13 protein-coding genes are annotated in these 18,963 nt (G+C 63.1%); 2 read left to right on the top strand and 11 right to left on the bottom strand.

From position 1 onward, the window contains the following. Window positions 1-27: 27 nt before the first annotated feature. The gene (locus GS_RS16345) at window positions 28-3,264 is read left to right on the top strand and encodes a UvrD-helicase domain-containing protein (RefSeq protein ID WP_010943878.1); all 3,237 of its coding nucleotides are present in this window, start codon (window positions 28-30) and stop codon (window positions 3,262-3,264) included. A gap of 33 nt (window positions 3,265-3,297) precedes the next feature. Here GS_RS16345 and GS_RS16340 read toward each other — a convergent pair whose 3' ends face one another. From GS_RS16340 to GS_RS16315, 6 genes are all read right to left on the bottom strand, one after another. Further along, window positions 3,298-3,975, bottom strand: coding sequence for an NAD(P)/FAD-dependent oxidoreductase (locus GS_RS16340; RefSeq protein ID WP_010943877.1), 678 nt, complete (start codon window positions 3,973-3,975; stop codon window positions 3,298-3,300). Between the two features lie 31 nt (window positions 3,976-4,006). Beyond that, window positions 4,007-5,233 carry an MFS transporter gene (locus tag GS_RS16335; protein WP_010943876.1) on the bottom strand — a complete coding sequence of 409 codons (1,227 nt, stop codon included), beginning with the start codon at window positions 5,231-5,233 and terminating at the stop codon, window positions 4,007-4,009. After that, window positions 5,230-5,925 (bottom strand): response regulator, encoded by a 696-nt coding sequence (locus GS_RS16330; RefSeq protein ID WP_010943875.1) that lies wholly within the window; start codon window positions 5,923-5,925, stop codon window positions 5,230-5,232. Before GS_RS16330 ends, GS_RS16335 begins: the two co-directional genes overlap by 4 nt. Window positions 5,926-5,946: 21 nt before the next feature. Then, the gene (uvrB, locus tag GS_RS16325) at window positions 5,947-7,941 is read right to left on the bottom strand and encodes an excinuclease ABC subunit UvrB (RefSeq protein WP_010943874.1); all 1,995 of its coding nucleotides are present in this window, start codon (window positions 7,939-7,941) and stop codon (window positions 5,947-5,949) included. Window positions 7,942-8,004: 63 nt separating this feature from the next. Beyond that, window positions 8,005-8,457 (bottom strand): response regulator, encoded by a 453-nt coding sequence (locus tag GS_RS16320; protein WP_010943873.1) that lies wholly within the window; start codon window positions 8,455-8,457, stop codon window positions 8,005-8,007. Window positions 8,458-8,571: 114 nt separating this feature from the next. Further along, the gene (locus GS_RS16315) at window positions 8,572-9,645 is read right to left on the bottom strand and encodes a pyridoxal-phosphate-dependent aminotransferase family protein (protein ID WP_010943872.1); all 1,074 of its coding nucleotides are present in this window, start codon (window positions 9,643-9,645) and stop codon (window positions 8,572-8,574) included. A 351-nt stretch (window positions 9,646-9,996) separates the two neighbouring features. On the opposite strand from GS_RS16315, the gene GS_RS16310 reads away from it, so the two are divergent. After that, window positions 9,997-11,520 (top strand): cytochrome c3 family protein, encoded by a 1,524-nt coding sequence (locus GS_RS16310; RefSeq protein WP_010943871.1) that lies wholly within the window; start codon window positions 9,997-9,999, stop codon window positions 11,518-11,520. A gap of 71 nt (window positions 11,521-11,591) precedes the next feature. Here GS_RS16310 and GS_RS17455 read toward each other — a convergent pair whose 3' ends face one another. Genes GS_RS17455 through GS_RS16290 form a run of 5 tightly spaced genes read right to left on the bottom strand, consistent with a single transcriptional unit; the run spans window position 11,592 to window position 18,958 of the window. Next, window positions 11,592-11,759, bottom strand: a complete 168-nt coding sequence (locus GS_RS17455; RefSeq protein ID WP_010943870.1) for a hypothetical protein — start codon at window positions 11,757-11,759, stop codon at window positions 11,592-11,594. A 3-nt stretch (window positions 11,760-11,762) separates the two neighbouring features. Then, on the bottom strand, window positions 11,763-13,217 hold the full coding sequence (glgA, locus tag GS_RS16305) for a glycogen synthase GlgA (RefSeq protein ID WP_010943869.1): 1,455 nt from the start codon (window positions 13,215-13,217) through the stop codon (window positions 11,763-11,765). A gap of 4 nt (window positions 13,218-13,221) precedes the next feature. Further along, window positions 13,222-14,247 carry a galactose-1-phosphate uridylyltransferase gene (gene galT, locus GS_RS16300; protein ID WP_010943868.1) on the bottom strand — a complete coding sequence of 342 codons (1,026 nt, stop codon included), beginning with the start codon at window positions 14,245-14,247 and terminating at the stop codon, window positions 13,222-13,224. A 10-nt stretch (window positions 14,248-14,257) separates the two neighbouring features. Continuing rightward, window positions 14,258-16,447: a glycoside hydrolase family 57 protein gene (locus tag GS_RS16295; RefSeq protein WP_010943867.1), complete on the bottom strand. Its 2,190-nt coding sequence runs from the start codon at window positions 16,445-16,447 to the stop codon at window positions 14,258-14,260. Continuing rightward, window positions 16,448-18,958 (bottom strand): mannose-1-phosphate guanyltransferase, encoded by a 2,511-nt coding sequence (locus GS_RS16290; protein ID WP_010943866.1) that lies wholly within the window; start codon window positions 18,956-18,958, stop codon window positions 16,448-16,450. Window positions 18,959-18,963 lie beyond the last annotated feature (5 nt).

Here is an 18,963-nt window from a genome sequence, read left to right as displayed (position 1 = left end):
CGATCACCACCAGGGGGTACCGCTGCCATGGACTATTGCGCCGATCTCCATATCCATTCGCCCTTTTCCCGGGCAACGAGCAAGGAGTGCGACCCTGCCGGGCTTGCCGGGTGGGCGAGGGTGAAGGGGATTCAGGTGGTGGGCACGGGCGACTTTACCCATCCGGGGTGGTTTGCCCGGCTGCGGGAGGTGTTGGAGCCGGCCGAACCGGGCTTCTTCAGGCTGCGGGACGAGAATGCCCCCGCCCCCTTGGCCGGACTCGCTCCTTCAACCGCACCGGTCCGTTTCATGCTCACCGCGGAGATCAGCTGCATCTACAAGCGGCACGGGGCGGTGCGCAAGGTCCACAACCTCCTCTACGTCCCCGACTTTGCCGCTGCCGAACGGGTCAACGCCCGGTTGGCCGGCATCGGCAATATCGAGTCCGACGGCCGCCCCATCCTAGGCCTCGACTCCCGGAATCTGCTGGAAATCCTGCTGGAGGCCACGCCGGACGGATTCCTGGTGCCGGCCCACATCTGGACCCCCTGGTTTTCCCTGTTCGGCTCCAAGTCCGGCTTCGATACGGTGGAAGAGTGCTTCGGCGACCTTGCCCCTCACGTCTTTGCCCTGGAAACCGGCCTTTCGTCCGATCCGGACATGAACCGGCTGATTTCCGCCCTCGACCGGTTTGCCCTCATCTCCAATTCTGACTGCCATTCCCCGTCCCGACTGGGGCGCGAGGCCAATCTCTTCAGCACCGGCTTCGATTTCTTTTCACTGCGCGACGCCCTGAAGGGCAACCACCGCGAAACCTTCCGCGGTACCGTGGAATTCTTTCCCGAGGAAGGGAAGTACCACATGGACGGCCACCGGGACTGCGGCATCCGCTTCGAGCCCGACGAGACGCGCCGGCATGGGGGACGCTGCCCCGTGTGCGGCCGTCCCCTCACTGTGGGGGTGCTCCACCGGGTGCTGGAACTGGCCGACCGGGATACGCCGCTCTTTCCCGACGATGCCCCTACGTTTTTCAGCCTGGCGCCGCTGACGGAAGTGGTGGGAGAAATCCTCGGAGTGGGCCCGGCCTCCAAGCAGGTCATGAGCCACTACGTCCGGCTGATCGAGCGGTTCGGTTCGGAGTTGGATATCCTCCTCCGGGTCGATCCTGGCGAGATTGCCGTCGTGTCGCCGGTTCTGGCCGAGGCGATCGTCCGGATGAGGGAGGGCCGGGTGATCCGCCAGGGGGGCTTTGACGGCGAGTACGGAACCATCAAGGTCTTCGAGGAGGGTGAGGTGGCTCGGCTGTCAGGACAGGGGGGGCTTTTCAGCGACGGCGCTCCATCCCGGCGGGGGCGTTCCAAAGCGATCAGCCGGCCTCCGGCAGCCAGCGGGCGGAGATCGGTGACCCCGCCCGATCCGGCGCCTGCCGCGGGACCCGATCCCGGCCAGGCCGAGGCGCTCGCCTGCGATGCATCCCGGGTGCTGGTGGCCGCTGGACCGGGTACCGGCAAAACCTACACCCTGGTGGCGCGGCTTGCGGCACTGCTTGCTGCGCCGGGCACGGACCCGGCCCGGGTCTGCGCCATCACCTTCACGAACCGGGCAGCCGCCGAGGTGCGGGAGCGATTGGCCGCGGTGGCGGGCGAGGCTGCCGGACAGGTGTTTGTCGGCACTTTTCACCGCTTCTGCCTCGACTGGCTCAGGCGCGAGGAGCCCGACCGGGTCGTGGTGGGGGACGAAAGCCGGGAGCGGCTGTTGCGGCGCCTCTTTCCCGAAATCGGTGTCCGGGAGCGAAGCGGCTTGGCCGCGGAGATCGCCGATTTTCTGCATCGCGACAATGGCGGGGACGCACCGGAGCCGGTGCGTTTCTATCTTGACGAACTGGCCCGGCGCGGCGCCATGGACTTGGACGACGTGGTCCCGGCCCTGGTCCGCCGCCTGAGAGGCGACGAGACCTTCCGGCGGCGGGTGTGCGCCGGCGTCGCCCATCTCTTCGTGGACGAATTCCAGGACCTGAACGCTCCCCAGTACGCCTTGGTGGAGATACTGGGGGAAGAGGCCACGATCTTCGCCATCGGCGACCCAGACCAGGCCATCTATGGCTTCCGGGGTAGTGATCCCTCTTTTTTCTTCCGTTTCGCCGACCTTCCCGCCACCCGGCGGCTGGACCTCAGCCGCAACTACCGGTCGGCGGCGCCCCTCGTCGAGGCCGCATCGGCCGTCATCGCCCACAACCGGCTCAGGAGCGGCATCAGTCTAACGCCTACCACGGCGCGGGAGGGAGCGATCGAGTTGTACAGGGCTCCGACGCCGGCGGCGGAGGCCGAGTTTATCGTTCGGCGCATCGAGGAGCTCATGGGGGGGATCAGCAGTTTCTCCATCGCCTCGGGGCGGGGCGGCGACCAGGACAGCCGCCGGAGCTTCGGCGACATCGCCATACTCTACCGGTTGGCGCGGCAGGCCGACGAGTTGGCCAACGCCCTGGACCGGCGGGGGATTCCGTTCCAGTTGGTGGGCGCCGTTCCCTACTTCCTCGGCCCGGTCGCGGGCGCGGCCACCCGGTTTGTCCGAGCAGCGGCGGGGAGTACGGAGCTGGCCGACTGGCTGGCTCTGGCACAGGATCTGCCGGGGGTCGGCGAGGGTACCATCCGCCGGCTGGAAGAGGCCCTTCCCCTGACCGGCGATTTCCCGGCGCTCGTGGCCGGTGTCGAGCTGCCGCCCCCTGTTGCGCATCGGATGGCCGAGCTGACTGCTCTCCTTGAACGCTTCCGGTCCGTGGCCGGTCGTGAGGGAATTGCTCCGGCCCTGGGTGAAGCCCTGACCCTGTTCGGCACGGATCAGGGGCATGCCGACTGTAGGCGGCTCCTGGCCCTTGCCGGAAGCTTCGGCCGGGACATCGTCGCCTTTGACCGGCATCTGCGGGAGTATGCCGCCGAAACGGTTTATGACGAGCGGGCCGAGGCGGTGGCGCTCATGACGCTCCATGCCTCCAAGGGTCTGGAATTCCCCGTGGTCTTCCTGGCGGGGTGCGAGGAGGGGCTTATCCCGTGCACTCTCTGGCGGGACGTGGATGTGGAGGAGGAACGGCGGCTTTTCTATGTGGGTATGACCCGGGCGAAGGAGACGCTCGTGCTCAGCGCCTCCTCTGAACGCCCCTGGGTCAGTCCTGCTGAGCGGCCGCTTTCCCGCTTCGCGGGAGAAATCCCTGGACGGTTGATCCGGCAGCCGGAGCCGGGCCGTGGCGGCCGGCGGAAGCCGAAGGGGGAGCAGCTGGACCTTTTTTGATCATACCGGCGGAATCGCTGTCAGCCGCGGGGCTCAGGGGGTTGCTTTCGCTCCCAGCACGGCGGTTTTGAAGGCGTCGAACCCCATCTGCTCCACCACGCGGCCCAGCCGCTGCTCGCTGCCCGAAGAGCGGTACCACTCCACAAGGTCCGCAATCACGGCGAGAACCTTGTCTTCATCCGGACCCAGTTCCACCAGGAGGTCGCCGATGCGGGGCCGTGCCCCCGCATTGCCCCCCACGTAGATCCGCCACCCCTTGGGAGTACCGACCACTCCCACATCCTTCAGCATGGTCTCGGCGCAGTTGAGCATGCATCCTGAAATCCCCATCTTCATTTTGTTGGGCAGTTCCATGGCGTGGTAGATGGCATCGATCTTCAATCCCAGGGAGACCGAATCCTGCACACCCCGCTTGCACCAGGTGGTGCCGGGACAGATCTTGACGCTCCGGACGCAGAGGCCGATGGCTGCGCCCGGCTGCTGGTCGAGATCGGACCAGATGGCGTCCAGATCCTCCTCCTTTACGCCGAAGAGGGCGATGCGTTGGGCAGAGGTGAGCTTCAACTCCTTCACGCCGTACTTGTCGGCCACATCGCAGAGCTTGCGCAGGGTTGCCGTATCGGTGATCCCGCCGGGGATGTGGGGGGCGATGGCGTAGGTCTCCCGGTCACGCTGGAGGATGGCCCCCTTTTCAAGGATGTCTTTTTTCATGATTACTCCTTTTCCGAACATGCATGGGGTATCACGGGTCGCCGGCCTGAAGCTGCGGCGCGGCCTGCTTCGGGCGGATGCGGGCGATACAGGCCGTGGCGACGATTACCATGATAAGCAGCGAGAAGAAGGCGAGCCGGTAGCGGATCGCCTCGGTGCCGAGGGGGAGCGCGAGGATGGCGCCGAACAGCAATGGTCCCACCACCGACGAGAACTTGCCGGTGAGGTAGTAGAAGCCGAAGAAGCTCCCGGCCCGTTCCCGGGGGACCATGTCCAGGAGCAGCGGCCGGTCGCACGCCCAGACCCCTCCCAGGGCGATGCCGGAAAGGGGACCCAGTATCCAGTAGTGTTCCTTGGCCAGTGGCAGGCAGACCATGCCGAGGGCGACGATCCAGAGGGCAAGGGTCGCCAGGAGCCCCACCCGCGCCCCCCGGCGTCGCACGAGCCACCCCCAGAAGAGACCGCCGATGACCGCGAAGATGGTCGAGAACATGAGGAAATAGTTCACTTCCCCCGCTTCCTGGGAGAACCCTCCCACTTTCACCAGAAAGACGGCCATGAAGGCAATCACGGTGTTCACCGCGTCCAGGTAGAGCAGGTGGCCGGCGAAGTACCAGCGCAGGTCCCGGTCGCGGATGATTTCCCGGGCCGTGTCGGCAACCCGGATCGGGGAGGTTTGGCTGCGTTTCAGGTCTTTGACGAAGAAGCAGGGCAGGGCGAAAAGGAGAAAGCAGATCGCCGTGGGCAGGAATACCCGGCCATTGTCCGCCGGGGTGGTCACCAAGAGTTTGCCGATGATCAACGCCAGGAACGTTCCGATGTAGCCCAGGGCAACGCCGAATCCGGATACCGGTCCATAGTGCCCTTCGTCGGTGGCCGAAGGGAGGAGTGAATCGTAGGCCACGAGGGATACCTGGTAGAGGAAGTTGGCGGCCACGAAGGCGGCAAGGACGCCTGCCAGATGCCCCGACGCGGGAATGAGAAGGGTTGCGATGCAGCAGAGGGATGTGGCGACCGCCAGTATCACGTTTTTGCCGATGCGCCGATCGGAGGCGCTCCCCACGAAGGGGCTGGCCACGGCGGCAAGTCCCATGGAGAGCGATAGCCCCAGGGAGAGCCAGTACTCGCGGTAGCCCAGGGTCTGGACGAGGAACAAGGGGAAATAGAGCGTCACCACGCTCATGGAGAAGATTGTGTTGGCGAAGTCGTAGAGTGCCCAGGAGAGACTGGGGCGGGTGAGCCAGGCGGGGCGGATCATCCGAGCCTCGCCACGAGCTGCCGGACAACCTCCTGGTGAGGAGGCTCCATGGCCTGGAACTGGACGCCGAATCCGTCCGGAAGGCTCTTGCGGGGGCGCATTCCCCCCTGGTTCGTCCAGGCGACCCGCGCCCGGCATTCGACGACCGCCGTGTTGTCGAGGATAAAGCCGAGACGGATATCCTCCTTTGCGGCGAGGTCGCAGCGACACGCGATATAGGCGCCGCCGAGGCTGATGTCGGCGATGGTGCCGTGGAAGCTGGTATCCCGGATCCGGAAGAAGGCGAGGGCCGAGAAGGGATAGCGGGGCTGGCGGCGTTCAATGGCCGGGAAGAGCCGCCGACCCACCGACAGGAACTGAATCCGGTCCAGCGGCTTGCTGATGATGCCGTTGCACCCGGCATCCAGGCAGACCTCCCGATCGCGGGGCTTACCCTCGCTCACCACCATGACCACCGGCGTGTTCCTGAGATCGGGGTTGTTCTTGATGGCGGAGCAACAGGCGGCACCATCAAGTTCAGGCATCCGTAGATCCAGGTAGACGATGCCCGGCCGGTCCCGCTGGATCATGTCAAGCGCCTCCCGGCCGTTCTGGGCGGTGATGACCCGCACGGGGGAATCCGCCAGAAACTCCTGCTGGAGATTCAGGAAGAATCGCTCGTCATCAACGAGCAGTACGCGTGGTTCCTTCATCGGATGTCCCCCGTGGAGCGGTCAGCGCAGCCGCAGCTCCATTTCTTCCAGTTTTTTGATCTGATCCCTGAGATCGGCCGCCCGTTCGAACTCCAGCTTCTTTGCCGCGTCGAGCATCTCCTTGCGGAGCTTCTTCACCCTTTTCGGTATCTCGTCGGCAGAGATGTACTCTTCCCGAGTCTCGGCAACGGCGGCGACGGTGTAGTAATCACGCTCCTCGATGGACTCCAGGATGGTCCGCAGCCCCTTTTTCACGGTCTGGGGCGTGATGCCGTGTTCGGTGTTGAAGGCCTCCTGAAGAGCACGACGCCGGGCGGTTTCGTCGAGGCAGCTCTGCATGGAGCCGGTTACGGTATCGGCGTACATGATGACCCTGCCGTTCACGTTGCGAGCGGCCCGGCCACAGGTCTGGATGAGGGAACGGGCGGAGCGGAGGAACCCCTCCTTGTCGGCGTCGAGAATCGCCACCAGCGACACTTCGGGAATGTCGAGCCCTTCCCGCAGGAGGTTGATGCCGACCAGGACATCGAACTCCCCCATGCGCAGATCACGGATGATCTGCATCCGCTGGATAGTGTCTATGTCGGAATGGAGGTATCTGACCCGCACCCCCAGGTCCCGGTAGTAATCGGTCAGGTCCTCGGCCATCCGCTTGGTGAGGGTGGTTACGAGCACCCGTTCGCCCCGGGCCGTGGTCTCCCGGACCTCGTGCAGGAGATCGTCCACCTGCTCCGTGGCAGGACGGACCTCGATGACCGGGTCCAGGAGGCCCGTGGGCCTGATCACCTGTTCCACCACCACGCCGCCGCTCTGCTGCAGCTCGTAGTCGGCCGGGGTGGCCGAGACGTAGACGCTCTGGTTGAGCCGTTCGGTGAACTCCCCGAAGGTGAGGGGCCGGTTGTCCAGGGCCGCCGGTAGGCGGAAGCCGTAGTTCACCAAAGTTTCTTTCCTGCTCCGGTCCCCCCGGTACATCCCCCCTACCTGGGAGACGGTAATGTGGGATTCGTCCACGAAGAGGATGAAGTCACGGGGGAAGTAGTCGAGCAGGGTGTAGGGGGGCTCCCCCGGCGTCCGGCCGTCGAAGTAGCGGGAATAGTTCTCGATCCCCTGGCAGAATCCCATCTCCTCCATCATCTCCAGGTCGAACATTGTTCGCTGTTCCAGCCGCTGGGCCTCCACGAGCATGTTCCGCTCCCGGAACCACTGGAGTCGCTCCCGCAGGTCGGTGCGGATCTCCTCCATGGCCCGGTCCAGGGTCTCGCGCGTCGCCACGTAATGGGAAGCCGGATAGACGGCGCACTTGGTCAGGCGCTGGACCACCACGCCTCGCAAGGGATCGATTTCGCTGATCGCGTCCACCGTGTCGCCGAAGAACTCGATCCGGTAGGCCCGCTCCCCCTCGTGGGCCGGGAATATCTCCACGATGTCCCCCCGCACCCGGAAGGTCCCCCGGTGGAAGTCCAGATCATTCCGTTCATACTGGATGTCGACCAGCTTCCGCAGCAGTTCGTCCCGGCCGTACTCGTCCCCCTGGTGAAAGAAGATGTGCATGGCCTGGTACTCGGCCGGGGAGCCGATGCCGTATATGCATGACACCGAGGCAACGATGATCACGTCGCGCCGGGTCAGCAGGCTCCGCGTGGCCGCATGGCGCAACTTGTCGATCTCGTCGTTGATGGAGGAATCCTTCTCGATGAAGGTGTCGGTGGTGGGGATGTAGGCTTCCGGCTGGTAGTAGTCGTAGTATGAGACGAAATATTCCACGGCATTGTCCGGAAATAGTTCCCGGAATTCGCCATAGAGCTGGGCCGCCAGGGTCTTGTTGGGGGCCAGGACCAAGGCGGGGCGGTTCACGGCGGCGATGACGTTGGCCATGGTAAACGTTTTGCCGCTGCCGGTGACCCCCAGGAGCACCTGATCCCGGTCGCCCCTGACAATCCCTTCCGAGAGTTCGGCAATGGCCCGGGGCTGGTCGCCGCGGGGCTCGTAATCGCTAGCCAGTCTGAAGCGTTCCATGGAAATGGGGACACCTTGGGAAGAAAATGGAACGGCACGGGTGAGCCCGTGCCGCGGGGACGTCTATCGTGCCGCGCCGGCGGACTTGGGAGTGAGGTTGAGGTTCAGCCAGTAGGTGCCGATGAGCCGCAGGGCTTCACTGAGTTGATTGAAGTCCACCGGCTTGCGGATGTAGCTGTTGGCGCCGAGGTTGTGACATTCGAGGATGTCCTGCTCCTCGTTGGAGGAGGTGAAGACCACCACCGGCAGGAGCCGCGTCCGCTGGTCGGCCCTCAGCCGGCGCAAAACCTCGAGGCCGTCCACCTTGGGCAGTTTCAGGTCGAGCAGCACTAGCTTCGGCATGATGCTCAGATCCCGGTCGCTGTAGGAGCCTGTCCCGAAGAGGAAGTCCAGGGCCTCCACCCCGTCGCGCACTACCGTCACATCGGGCGTAATGGCATGTTTGCCGAGGGCGCGGAGGGTCAGAACCTCGTCGTCGGGATTGTCTTCCACCAGCAGGATCATTTTGCTGTTCATTCAAGCCCTCCTGCACATAGGGGTGAGCGGCACAATGAACTCTACCATAACACAAATTTGTACCATGAGGAACGGCAAATGGAAGCGGCCGGCGCGATCGGCGCGAGCAATAGGCTAGCCAAGCTCTGCCAGGCACTCATCGGCCGTTGCCAGGAACTCTTCCAGGTCGGTCCGTTGCATGTCTCCCATGTGGGCAACGCGGAAGGTCTTACCCTTGATCTTGCCGTAGCCGTCGTCAAAGGCGTAGCCGCGTTCGCCGAGCATCTTCTTCAACCGGGCCAGGTCCGTGTCCCGGGTGTTGAGGGCGCAGGTGAGGGTTACGGAGCGGTAGGGCTCATCGGCAAAGAACCCGAATCCCCGGTCGGTGACCCACTCGCGCACCATTCCCGCCAGTTGCCGGTGCCGTGCCCATCGCTGCTCGAGGCCTTCGGCGAAGAATCGCTCCAGTTGTCGGTCCATGGCATAAATGTGGGAGATGCAAGGGGTCGAGGGGGTGTTATTTTTTTCGTCGTTGGCTTCGAATTCAAGGAAGTCGAAATAGTAGCCGCGCCCCTCTACTGTCCTGGCACGGGCCAGGGCCTTGTCACTGGCGGTGAAAACGGCCAATCCCGGCGGCAGGGCAAAGGCCTTCTGAACCCCGAAGATGCAGCAGTCGATGCCCAGTTCGTCCACGGGAACGGGGAGCGCGCTCATGGACGAGACGGTGTCGATAATGGAGACCACGTCGGGATAGTTCCGCAGGACCCGGGCAATCTCCGGCAGGGGGGACATGACCCCGGTGGAGGTCTCGTTGTGGATGAGGGTGATAGCGTCGTACTTGCCCGTGGCCAGTGCCTGATCCACGATTTCGGGGGTGATCGGCTTGCCCCACTCGACCTTGACCGCATCGGCCTCTTTGCCACAGCGCTTGGTCACGTCGTGCCATTTGTCGGAAAAAGCGCCGTTGCAGAAGTTGACGCACCGCTTCGCCACCAGGTTCCGTACCGCCCCCTCCATGACGCCGAAGGCGCTCGATGTGGCGAGAAATACCCGTCCGTCCGTGGCCAGTACCCGCTTGAGGCCGGCGGTTACCCGCCCGTGGAGCGCTGCGTATTCGGGCATGCGGTGGCCGATCATGGGAGAGGCCATGGCCTGGAGGATCTCGGGGTGGACGTCGACCGGTCCGGGAATGAATAGTTTTTTTGCCATGGACTCTCTCCTGCTCCCGTCGCCGCTCCCCGGCCGTCTGGGGGGTCGGTTCGCTCGGGAACCTGTTGGTTTTTAGTCTGTTGTGGGCTTCGAAGCTAGCAAAATCAGCAGGTAGTGTCAAGCGGACGGCATGTGCCGATAGAAAACCATATTTTAAAAAACGATTCATGTGGTCCACTGCAGAGGGATTATTCTTAACCGTTCCCTTTCACAACCACTTTTTTGTGGTACTGTTTTTAACATTTGACAAAACGAATCAGCTGATTATATTGTCTACCCTTTCATGCTTGTAAGGCTTCTGTGGAACCAATAGTGAATTGGTAAAAAAGCGTTTCAAAGTGGAGGAGATGTATGACATTGCGCAAAACCGCAGGTTACCTCTGGAACCCCATCAGTCTGATCGGGTTTCTCTTGGCCGTGGTGGCAACGGGACTCATCATCGCGTTCATCGCGATGGAGATGATCACCGGCATCGACCACCCCTACATCGGGCTCCTGGTCTATTTCGCCTTCCCGGGCATGCTCATCCTCGGCCTTATTCTCGTGCCGATCGGTGCCTGGCGCGTCCGTAACCAGCGGCGGACCGAAGTGCCCGAAGAGGTGCCGCCCTACCCGCGGGTGGATTTCAATGATCCCCACAAGCGCCGGCTGTTCATTTTCTTCGTGCTGGCCAGCGTCATCTTCGTCCTTATCGTTTCGGTGGCGTCTATCCTTGGCTTCGAGTTCACCGAGTCGACCACCTTTTGCGGCGAGCTCTGTCACGTGGTCATGGAGCCCGAGCACAAGGCGTGGCAAGGATCTCCCCACGCCCGGGTCAAGTGCGTGGAGTGCCACGTGGGACCGGGCGCCGAGTGGTACGTGAAGGCCAAGCTTTCGGGCCTGCGTCAGGTCTGGGCGGTGCTGACCCACAGCTACCACTTCCCCATCGCCACCCCCATAGAGAATTTGCGGCCGGCGAGGGACACCTGCGAGCAGTGTCACTGGCCGGAGAAGTTCTACTCCGGCCGGCAGCGAGTGTTTTATCACTATGCGCCCAACAAGGAAAACACCCCCCGCGAAATCAACATGCTGATCAAGATCGGCGGGACGCCCAAGTCTCCCCATGCCATGGGTATCCACTGGCATATCGGCACCGAGGTCACCTACATCGCCCGCGACAGAAAGCGGCTCGATATCCCCTATGTGGCAGTCAAGCAGAAGGATGGCAGCATCGTCGAGTACATGGATACCGAAAAGCCGCTTACTCGCGAGGAGATTGCCAAGGCCGAGAAGCGGCGCATGGACTGCATCGACTGCCACAACCGGCCGACTCACATCTATCGTTCACCGGCCCGCGAGATGGATGAGCATATCGTGTCAGGCCAGATCGACGCAGGGCTTCCCTACATCAAAAAGGTGGCCGTGGAAATCCTCGAGCAGCCCTACAAGTCCAAGGAAGAGGCCCATGCGGCCATTGAGGCGAAGCTTCCCGAGTACTATGCCAAGAACTTCCCCGAGGTGGCCAAAGTCAAAGCCGCGGCCATCAACCAGGCCGTGGCACATGTGAAGGATATTTACTCCCGGAACTTCTTCCCCCGGATGAAGGTCACCTGGAGCACGTATCCGAACCATATCGGCCACTTCTATACGCCGGGCTGCTTCCGTTGCCACGACGGCAAGCATAAGACGTCCACCGGCAAGATCATTTCCAAGGACTGCAACATGTGCCACGAGATGATCGGCCAGAAGGGCGAGAACATCCCGGAAGGAAAGGTGGTCAAGGAGTTCGTCCACCCGGCCGACATCGGCGATGCGCTCTATAACGTTAACTGCAGCGACTGCCACATGGCGGCCGCCGAGGACTCTGCCGGCGGCGAGGGCCCCGGCAAGCACTGACACGGCCTGCAGCAGCAAGCCCCCCGGAGAGCTCTCCGGGGGGCTTTTTCGTTGCGTCGGCGGATATGAGGCTACAATTCCTCGAATTCCTCTTCCGCTTCCCCGTGCGGTTCCCCCGCCTCGTCGCCGTCAGCCTCGAAGTCGTCGTCCATGATCCGGTCGAGAAATTGCCGGTTGGTGTCGATGATCTTCCGAATCTCCCGGCTCAATGATTCAAGATCGTCTTTCCCGTCTCCCATCCGCTACCCCCGTCTAGTGTCCGCCGCCATTCGGTACAGCGTCTCATAGCGGCCTGCCGCATTGTGCCACGAAACATCTCTGTGCATGCCCCTGCGCATGATCCTGCGCCACGACTCCCGGTCCCGGTAGCCGGCCAGCGCCCGTTCGATGGCTTCCCAGCAGGCGTCGGCGGTAAAGTCTTCGAAGGTGAAGCCGGTCCCCTCGCGGGGATGGCGCGTGACGTCGACGACCGTATCCCGGAGTCCCCCCGTGTGTCGGACTACCGGGACCGTCCCGTAGCGCATTGCAATGAGCTGGCTCAGGCCACACGGCTCGAAACGCGACGGCATGAGGAACAGGTCGCTGCCGGCATAGATCTTCGGTGCCAGCGGGTCATTGAAGCCCAGGTTGATGGAGATGTTGGCAGCACCTTTGCTGCGGAAGGAGTTCAGGCGCTCCAGGTAGCAGGCATTGCCGGTGCCGAGCAGTACGAATTGAAGTTCGCTCTCGGCCAGGCGGGGCAGAAGCTCCAGCACCAGGTCGATCCCCTTTTGCTCCGCGAGCCGGCTGACCATGCCGATGAGCGGCACCGATGGCGCTGCCGGCATGCCCAATTCCCGCTGGAGTTCAAGCTTGTCAGCGGCCTTGCCTGCCAGAGCCCGGGCCGAGTAGTTGCGGAAAATGCGCTTATCGGCGGCCGGATTCCACTCGTCGGTATCGATGCCGTTCACGATGCCGAACAGGTCGTCGCCGCGCCGGGCCAGCACCCCCTCCAGGCCGCATCCCTGCGTGGGGGTCATGATCTCCCGGCGATAGGTTTCGGATACGGTGGTGATGAGATCCGCCGTGAGGATTGCCCCCTTCATGAGATTGAGCTGGCCGTAGTACTCGAGCCACTCGGTGGTGAACAGAGCTGATGGCAGCCCCGTTTCGGCGATGGCCGGGGCGGGAAACAGCCCCTGGTAGGCCAGGTTGTGAATGGTGAAGACCGTGGCCGTACGGGCGAAAAACGGGTCGTCGGCCGCTTCGAGGCGCAGAATGATGGGGATCAGGGCGGTCTGCCAGTCGTGGCAGTGGATCACGTCGGGGCGAAAGTCCATCCGCTTGAGAAACTGCAAAACACTGCGGCAGAAAAAGGCGAAACGGCGCGGGTTGTCCGGATAGTCGCCTTCGGGTGTGCCGTAGAGATAGTCGCGGGAAAAGAACTCCCGGTTCTCCACCAAGTAGACCGGCACATCTCCCAGGGCGGCTTGGCGGAGAAATCCCTTGTGCGTCTCGCCATTGAGGGAGACTTCGGCGCTTTTGCGCGCCTTGCGGACCCCCAGTTCAGTCTGGGCAGCGCACCGATAAAAGGGCATGATGACCCGCACGTCGTGTCCCATCCGGCGCAAGGCCGCGGGCAGGGCCGCAGTCACCTCGGCCAGTCCGCCGGTCCGGGCGAAGGGGGCCACTTCGGATGCAACCATGAGGACTTTCATCGTGTCATGCCCCCGCTTCCCTGAGGAATGCCGCGGCGTCTTCCGGCGACGTCGGATTGATGTGGAAGCCGGTTCCCCACTCGAACCCGGCGATCTGGGTCAGCCTCGGCACCAATTCGATGTGCCAGTGGTAATCATATTCGATGGAACTCCAGTAGCCGGGCTTGCCGAGGCGCGGATGGCGCGGCGGGGCGGTATGGAGGATGAAATTGTAGGGTGGATCGCGCAGGACGCTTCGCAAGCGGGTGAGCATGTCCTTGAGCGCCACAGCCAGCTCCGCCAGTTCCGCATCGGGCAGCAGAGCGAAATCAAAGGCGTGTCGCTTGGGATAGAGCCGCACCTCGAAGGGGAAGCAGGCCGCATAGGGGGTCATGATGACGTAGTTGGCGAACTCCCGGACGATGCGCTCGCCGCTCTTCAGTTCGAAGTCGATCAGGTCGCAGATGAGGCAACGCTCCTTGGCGGAGAAGTACTCTTTGCATACCCGCAGTTCGGTTGCCGCCACCGGGGGGATGAGGGGGACGGCGATGAGCTGGCTGTGAGAGTGGGACAGGGTGGCGCCGGCCTTGGTGCCGTGGTTTTTGAAGAGGACCATGTAGCGGAAGCGGGTGTCGCGGCGCAGATCCAGAAACCGGGCTCGCCAAGCCCTGAGGACCTCGGTGATCTCTGCCGGTGAGAGCTCGGCCATATCCCGGTCGTGATCGGGGGTTTCGATGATCACTTCATGGGCGCCGATGCCGTTCAGGACGTCATAGGGGCCGAACCCCCGGCTGTTGAGGTTGCCCTCGATACGCAGGGCCGGGTATTTGTTGGGGATCACCCGTACTTTCCACCCGGGGGAATTAGCGACGCCCGTGTCGCGTACGGCGTAAATTTCCGGCGGAGTCTTTCCTTCCAGCCCGTAGCAGAAAGGGCAGCAGGCCGCATCCGTGGTTTCGTGCTCCACCATGAAGTCCCGGGGTCTGCGCCCCCGTTCGGTGGCTATGATTACCCAGTGCTGCTTCAGGGGGTCCCATCTCAGTTCGGACATTGGTCCTCCGCTAAATCATCCAGTTGTCGATTTCCAGTTCGGGCCCTGCATAGGCAAGAAGCAGCGGGGCGTCGGCAGGCCAGCGGCCGAACTCCTCGCCTCCGCGGGTAAGGGTGACGGAGGCAAAGAGCTTTCCACGGGGCTCCAATCCCAAGGGGGCCAGCGGGATCGCCACTTCGCAGATACGGTCGATGGCCCAGGCCCCCCGGGAGCCGGTCGCGTACCAGGTGCCGTCACCGCGGCGCAGGAGCGGTCCGTCAGTCGCGGCCGGGGTGATGTCAAGGCGGAACTCACCGCCCGTGACCACGTTCAGATGGAGTTCGTCGTCCGGCTGCAGCAGTTCCGTCAGTCGGGCAGGGCTGTCGAGCCGGAAGTAGAGGTTCTTCCGATCGAATCCGTAGAAAAAGGACTGGAACAGGCTTTCGGCTGCGTGCATGGCGGATGACTGTTTTGAGAGGTCGAACAGCCCGGCGGCGAGCCATTCGAAGTAATCATCCACCCGGCCGTTCACCTGGGGCGTGATGAGGGCCGCGGGCTCGCGCACCAGCCCGGCGGGGGTGGTCTTCTTGATGGGCTCGAAAAGCTCACGGGGGACGTCGAGGCCCAGCAGCCGATAGACGTTCATGAGGTGCCTGCGGAAGAGGCGGTCGAATCGGTCGCTGTGGGCGGAGAAGTGATCGTCGCCGTACCACCAGAACCAATCGCTCCCTTCGGCGGCGTAGAGGGAGGTGCAGACCAGGCACGCGTTGTCGTCCGTCACCTCGCCGCGGTCGTCCCCCACGGCGAGACGTTCAGCCACGGCGGGGCTCGAGGTGACCGCCGCCTCCCTGGCCCGCTCCAGATAATCCCAGGCCTGGTTCTCTTCCGGGTGCCCCACCCAGATGCCGTAGTCGGCATTGATCCAGGAGCCGGGGTGGATACGTTCGATGACTCTCCGTTCAGGCTCGCGATCCAGCGTTTCGGAGCAGGTGAGGAGCTCGAACCCGTCCGCGGAGGCAATGGTTCCGTACAGGCGCTTCAGGAAGCCGTAGCCATTTTCCGGGTAGTACTCCCAGGCGTTCTCGCCGTCGAGGATGACCGGCACCACGCGCGCGTCGGGGGTCTGCTCCCGTATCGCCCGGAGCCGGCCCATGAAGTCCTCCACTGCCCGCGAGGTATCCCATGAAGAGTAGGTGAATCCGATCAGATCCGAGAGTTGATGGTCCCGGAAGAACATCTTCAGCTCTCGTGCGCCCTGGAGGAAGGTGTAGGGGTGGTAGAGACGTCCCTTGCCGGGGCCGAGCCCTCCCGGCAGGGTCCGTGCCAGAATGTCCTCATCGGTGGCGACCCATTTGATGCCGCAGCCGGCAATGATGGAGAGGGCCTCATCGCTCACCGATCCCTCAGACGGCCACATGCCGACCGGGGAAAAGCCGAATATTTCCCGGAAGCGTGCAATCCCTCTTGCCACCTGGCTGCGGGCATCCTCCGGGTGGCGGAAGCGGGCCGCGGGGAGGTTTGCCCGGGGCATGGCGGCAAGGGCGCTCTTCATGTCGCAGAGCAGGGGCAGAATGGGGTGATAGTAGGGAGATACGGCCAGCTCAGCCTTTCCCTCGTCGTGGATTTTACGGTAGAGGGGGATGATCTCCCCGAGGATGTCGACATGGCGGGCCAGCAGCGCTTCCTTGTCGCCAGGGGAGAAGTTCCTCCCTTTCCTGAGCAGTTCTTTTATCTCGGGATAACGGCGTCGGGCGGCCTCACCGGTCCAGGCCAGGAGAAACCAGACCTGGAGGTCGAGGATGTCCCTGTCGCTGAACTGGCGGTGCCGGTCGCTGCCCTTGGTTCCGTCGCCGGCCTGATAGAGAAGCTCCAGGTAGCGCTTGTGGGGTTCGATGAACCGCTGCCGGTTGGCCGAGAAGAAGTTTTCCAGGACGAAGCGGCGGTCATCCTCGGTCATGTCTGCGGGGCTCATGCGTGCCCGCATGAGCCAGGGGTCCGTCGCCTCTCCCGACGCGTAGTCCAGAAGCTGGTCCAGCAGCGACGGCACCAGGTTGAAGACCGCTTTCGCACCGGGAGTGGCGTCCACGATGGCCGCCATGTCATAGTAGTCTTTCACGGCATGGAGATAGGTCCAGGGAAGGGCGTACTCGCCCTTCACCGGGTCCTTGTAGTACGGCTGGTGCATATGCCAGAGAAAGACGATGCGCAGCGGCTCCGTCATTTATGACAGCTCCTTCTTCCACTGCTCCACTTTTTTCTGGTACTCGGTCAGCAGTTTCTGGGCGGCCTTGGGGTCCCGGGCCTCGGCCACGATGTGGACGTGGGGCTGGTACTGGTCGGGGAGGACGAGGGCCCAGTCCTCGCCGAAATGGACCTTGATCCCGTCGATGAAGCTTGCCTCCTTGTCGAGGCTGTCCTCGCTCATCTTACGCATGATTCCACCCTTCATGTCCCAGACGCAGGGGACCCGGGTGTGAAGGAAGGCCCGACGGGGGATTTCCGCGGCAGTTGCCGAGATGGACGCTCCGCTGCGGGCCGCCATCTCGATGGACTTGGCGATGGCGAACATGCCGTCGAAGGCTGCCTGGAACCGGGGGAAGGCGAAGCGGCCATCCATGGAACCGGCCAGGATGACCTCCGAGGAGAGGGCCGCCTCGATCATGGAGCGGTCGGCGCTCTTGGTGCGGGTAACGGCGCAGCCCCGTTCCTGGGCCATCCGTTCGATGGCCGAGGGTGCCGAGACCGGTATGGCGAACACCCCTTTTTCGCCGGCCTTAAGGGCGAGCCCGACCATCAGCAGCAGGATGTCGGCCCCCTCGTGGACCGTCCCGGTTTCGTCGACCATGATGACTCCCTCCACGGTGGGGTCGAGCCAGAAGCCGGCGTTCGCCTCCAGAGTGGCGACGATCTTGGAAAGCTGCGAGAGACTCTGCCCCCGATCCGACAGGGCCTGGACCCCCCGCTCCTCGTCCACGTACGCGTTGAGGCTGATGACTTCGCACCCCATCTGAGTAAGGATGCCGGGGAGGAGTTGGCTGGCCGGCGAGTGGTTGAAGTCGATGACCACCTTGAACGCTTTTTTCTGGAGCGGCGTCTTGCCGATGGCGTGCAGGAATCCCTCACGATAGAAATCCATCACCTGCTGGGGGATTTCCGTGAGCCCCCCCGGCTCCGTGTGGTGGGCCCGGCGGAAGTTCTCCTTGAAGAAGATCCGTTCCACGTTTTTGCCCATTGAGCTGGAGAAGTCGAGGCCGTCGCCGTCCAGGAAGATGATTTCGGTGGAGGCGGGGTCATCCAGAGCCTGTCGGAACTGGATGCCGCCCACCTCCCCGAAGGAACGGAGCTTGTAGCGCAGCACAGGCATCGGGACCATGGTCAGGTCGCGGACGTTGACCCCGGAGGAGAGAAGGCCGCCGATGAAGCTCCGCTTGAGCATCCGGGAGGAGCGGTAAGCGTCGCGGCCGGAAATCACGAAGCTCCCCTTGGGAAGGGTCGTGCCGTAGGCGCAGCCCAGCTTAGCCACGAACTCGGGGGTGAGTTCCATGTTGGTGAGACCCTTGATGAGGGCCCCCTCGAACAGGGCTTTTTTCCACTTCTCACCCCAGATCAGGTTGCCGGTGACGGTGGCCCCGGCCTCGATCACCTTGCGCGGCCAGATCTTCACGTCGCGCTTGATGTAGGACTCTTCGCCGATGGAGGTGTCGTCGGCCACGATGACCCCCTCCTCCATCACCACGCCGTTCCCCACGCGGACGTTGCCGCAGAGGACGCTGTCGTTCAGCTTCGCCCCCCGCTTTACGTAGACATTATCCCAGATCACACAGCGGGAGAGCCGTACCCCCGCCTCGATGGTGCAGTTGCGTCCAATCACCGTATCCTTGATGTGGGCGCTCTCGAAGACCTGGGAGTTATCACCGATGACCACCGTCCCCTCCAGGGTCACATGCTCGTCCAGGTTCACGTCGGAGCCGAGCCGCAGATCCTTGCCCACCAGATCCTGCTTCGGCTCGTCGATCCTTACGTTCACCTTCCCTTTGAAGATGTCGTGGTGGGCCTCACGGTAGGAGTCGGTGTTGCCGATATCCCGCCAGTATCCTTTGGCGGTGTAGCCGAACAGGGACTGCTGCTTCTCCAGCAGCTTCGGGAAGAGGTCCTGGGAGAAGTCGTAGTTCTCCTCGGCCGGGATATGGGAGAAAATTTCCGGCTCCAGAACGTAGATGCCGGTATTGATGGTGTCGGAGATCACCTCGCCCCAGCCGGGTTTCTCCAGGAACTGGGAGATCCGCTTTTCCTTGTCGGTAATGACCACGCCGAACTGGAGCGGATCTTTTACCGAGGTGAGGGTGATGGTGGCCAAGGCCTCTTTCTCCTCGTGGAAGTCGATGATTTTCTGAAGGTTGAAGTCGGTGAGGAGGTCGCCGCTGATGACGATGAACCGTTCGTCCAGATACTTCTCGGCGCACTTGACGGCACCGGCGGTCCCCATGTCCTGAAGTGGGGTCACATAGGTGATCTTGACGCCGAAATCCGTGCCGTCGCGGAAGAAGTTCTTGATGACCGCCGGCTGATGGTACAGGAGCATGACCAAGTCGGTGATCTCGTATTTTTTGAGCAGCTCCACGATGTGAAGCATGATCGGACGGTTGAGGAGGGGGATCATTGGTTTCGGAATGCTGCTCGTCAGGGGCTGGATGCGGGTACCGAACCCGCCGGCCATGATCACGGCTTTCATAGGAT

Source organism: Geobacter sulfurreducens PCA (assembly GCF_000007985.2).
GTDB classification, from domain to species: Bacteria; Desulfobacterota; Desulfuromonadia; order Geobacterales; family Geobacteraceae; genus Geobacter; species Geobacter sulfurreducens.
The sequence above is the reverse complement of the archived record's forward strand: the minus strand, read 5'-3'. Positions and strand labels throughout refer to the sequence as shown.

Excerpts from the sequence above, each read along its gene's own strand:
- GS_RS16345 (WP_010943878.1), top strand. The coding sequence starts at position 28 with ATGGACTATTGCGCCGATCTCCATATCCATTCGCCCTTTTCCCGGGCA.
- GS_RS16340 (WP_010943877.1), bottom strand. The coding sequence starts at position 3,975 with ATGAAAAAAGACATCCTTGAAAAGGGGGCCATCCTCCAGCGTGACCGG.
- GS_RS16335 (WP_010943876.1), bottom strand. The coding sequence starts at position 5,233 with ATGATCCGCCCCGCCTGGCTCACCCGCCCCAGTCTCTCCTGGGCACTC.
- GS_RS16330 (WP_010943875.1), bottom strand. The coding sequence starts at position 5,925 with ATGAAGGAACCACGCGTACTGCTCGTTGATGACGAGCGATTCTTCCTG.
- uvrB (WP_010943874.1), bottom strand. The coding sequence starts at position 7,941 with ATGGAACGCTTCAGACTGGCTAGCGATTACGAGCCCCGCGGCGACCAG.
- GS_RS16320 (WP_010943873.1), bottom strand. The coding sequence starts at position 8,457 with ATGAACAGCAAAATGATCCTGCTGGTGGAAGACAATCCCGACGACGAG.
- GS_RS16315 (WP_010943872.1), bottom strand. The coding sequence starts at position 9,645 with ATGGCAAAAAAACTATTCATTCCCGGACCGGTCGACGTCCACCCCGAG.
- GS_RS16310 (WP_010943871.1), top strand. The coding sequence starts at position 9,997 with ATGACATTGCGCAAAACCGCAGGTTACCTCTGGAACCCCATCAGTCTG.
- GS_RS17455 (WP_010943870.1), bottom strand. The coding sequence starts at position 11,759 with ATGGGAGACGGGAAAGACGATCTTGAATCATTGAGCCGGGAGATTCGG.
- glgA (WP_010943869.1), bottom strand. The coding sequence starts at position 13,217 with ATGAAAGTCCTCATGGTTGCATCCGAAGTGGCCCCCTTCGCCCGGACC.
- galT (WP_010943868.1), bottom strand. The coding sequence starts at position 14,247 with ATGTCCGAACTGAGATGGGACCCCCTGAAGCAGCACTGGGTAATCATA.
- GS_RS16295 (WP_010943867.1), bottom strand. The coding sequence starts at position 16,447 with ATGACGGAGCCGCTGCGCATCGTCTTTCTCTGGCATATGCACCAGCCG.
- GS_RS16290 (WP_010943866.1), bottom strand. The coding sequence starts at position 18,958 with ATGAAAGCCGTGATCATGGCCGGCGGGTTCGGTACCCGCATCCAGCCC.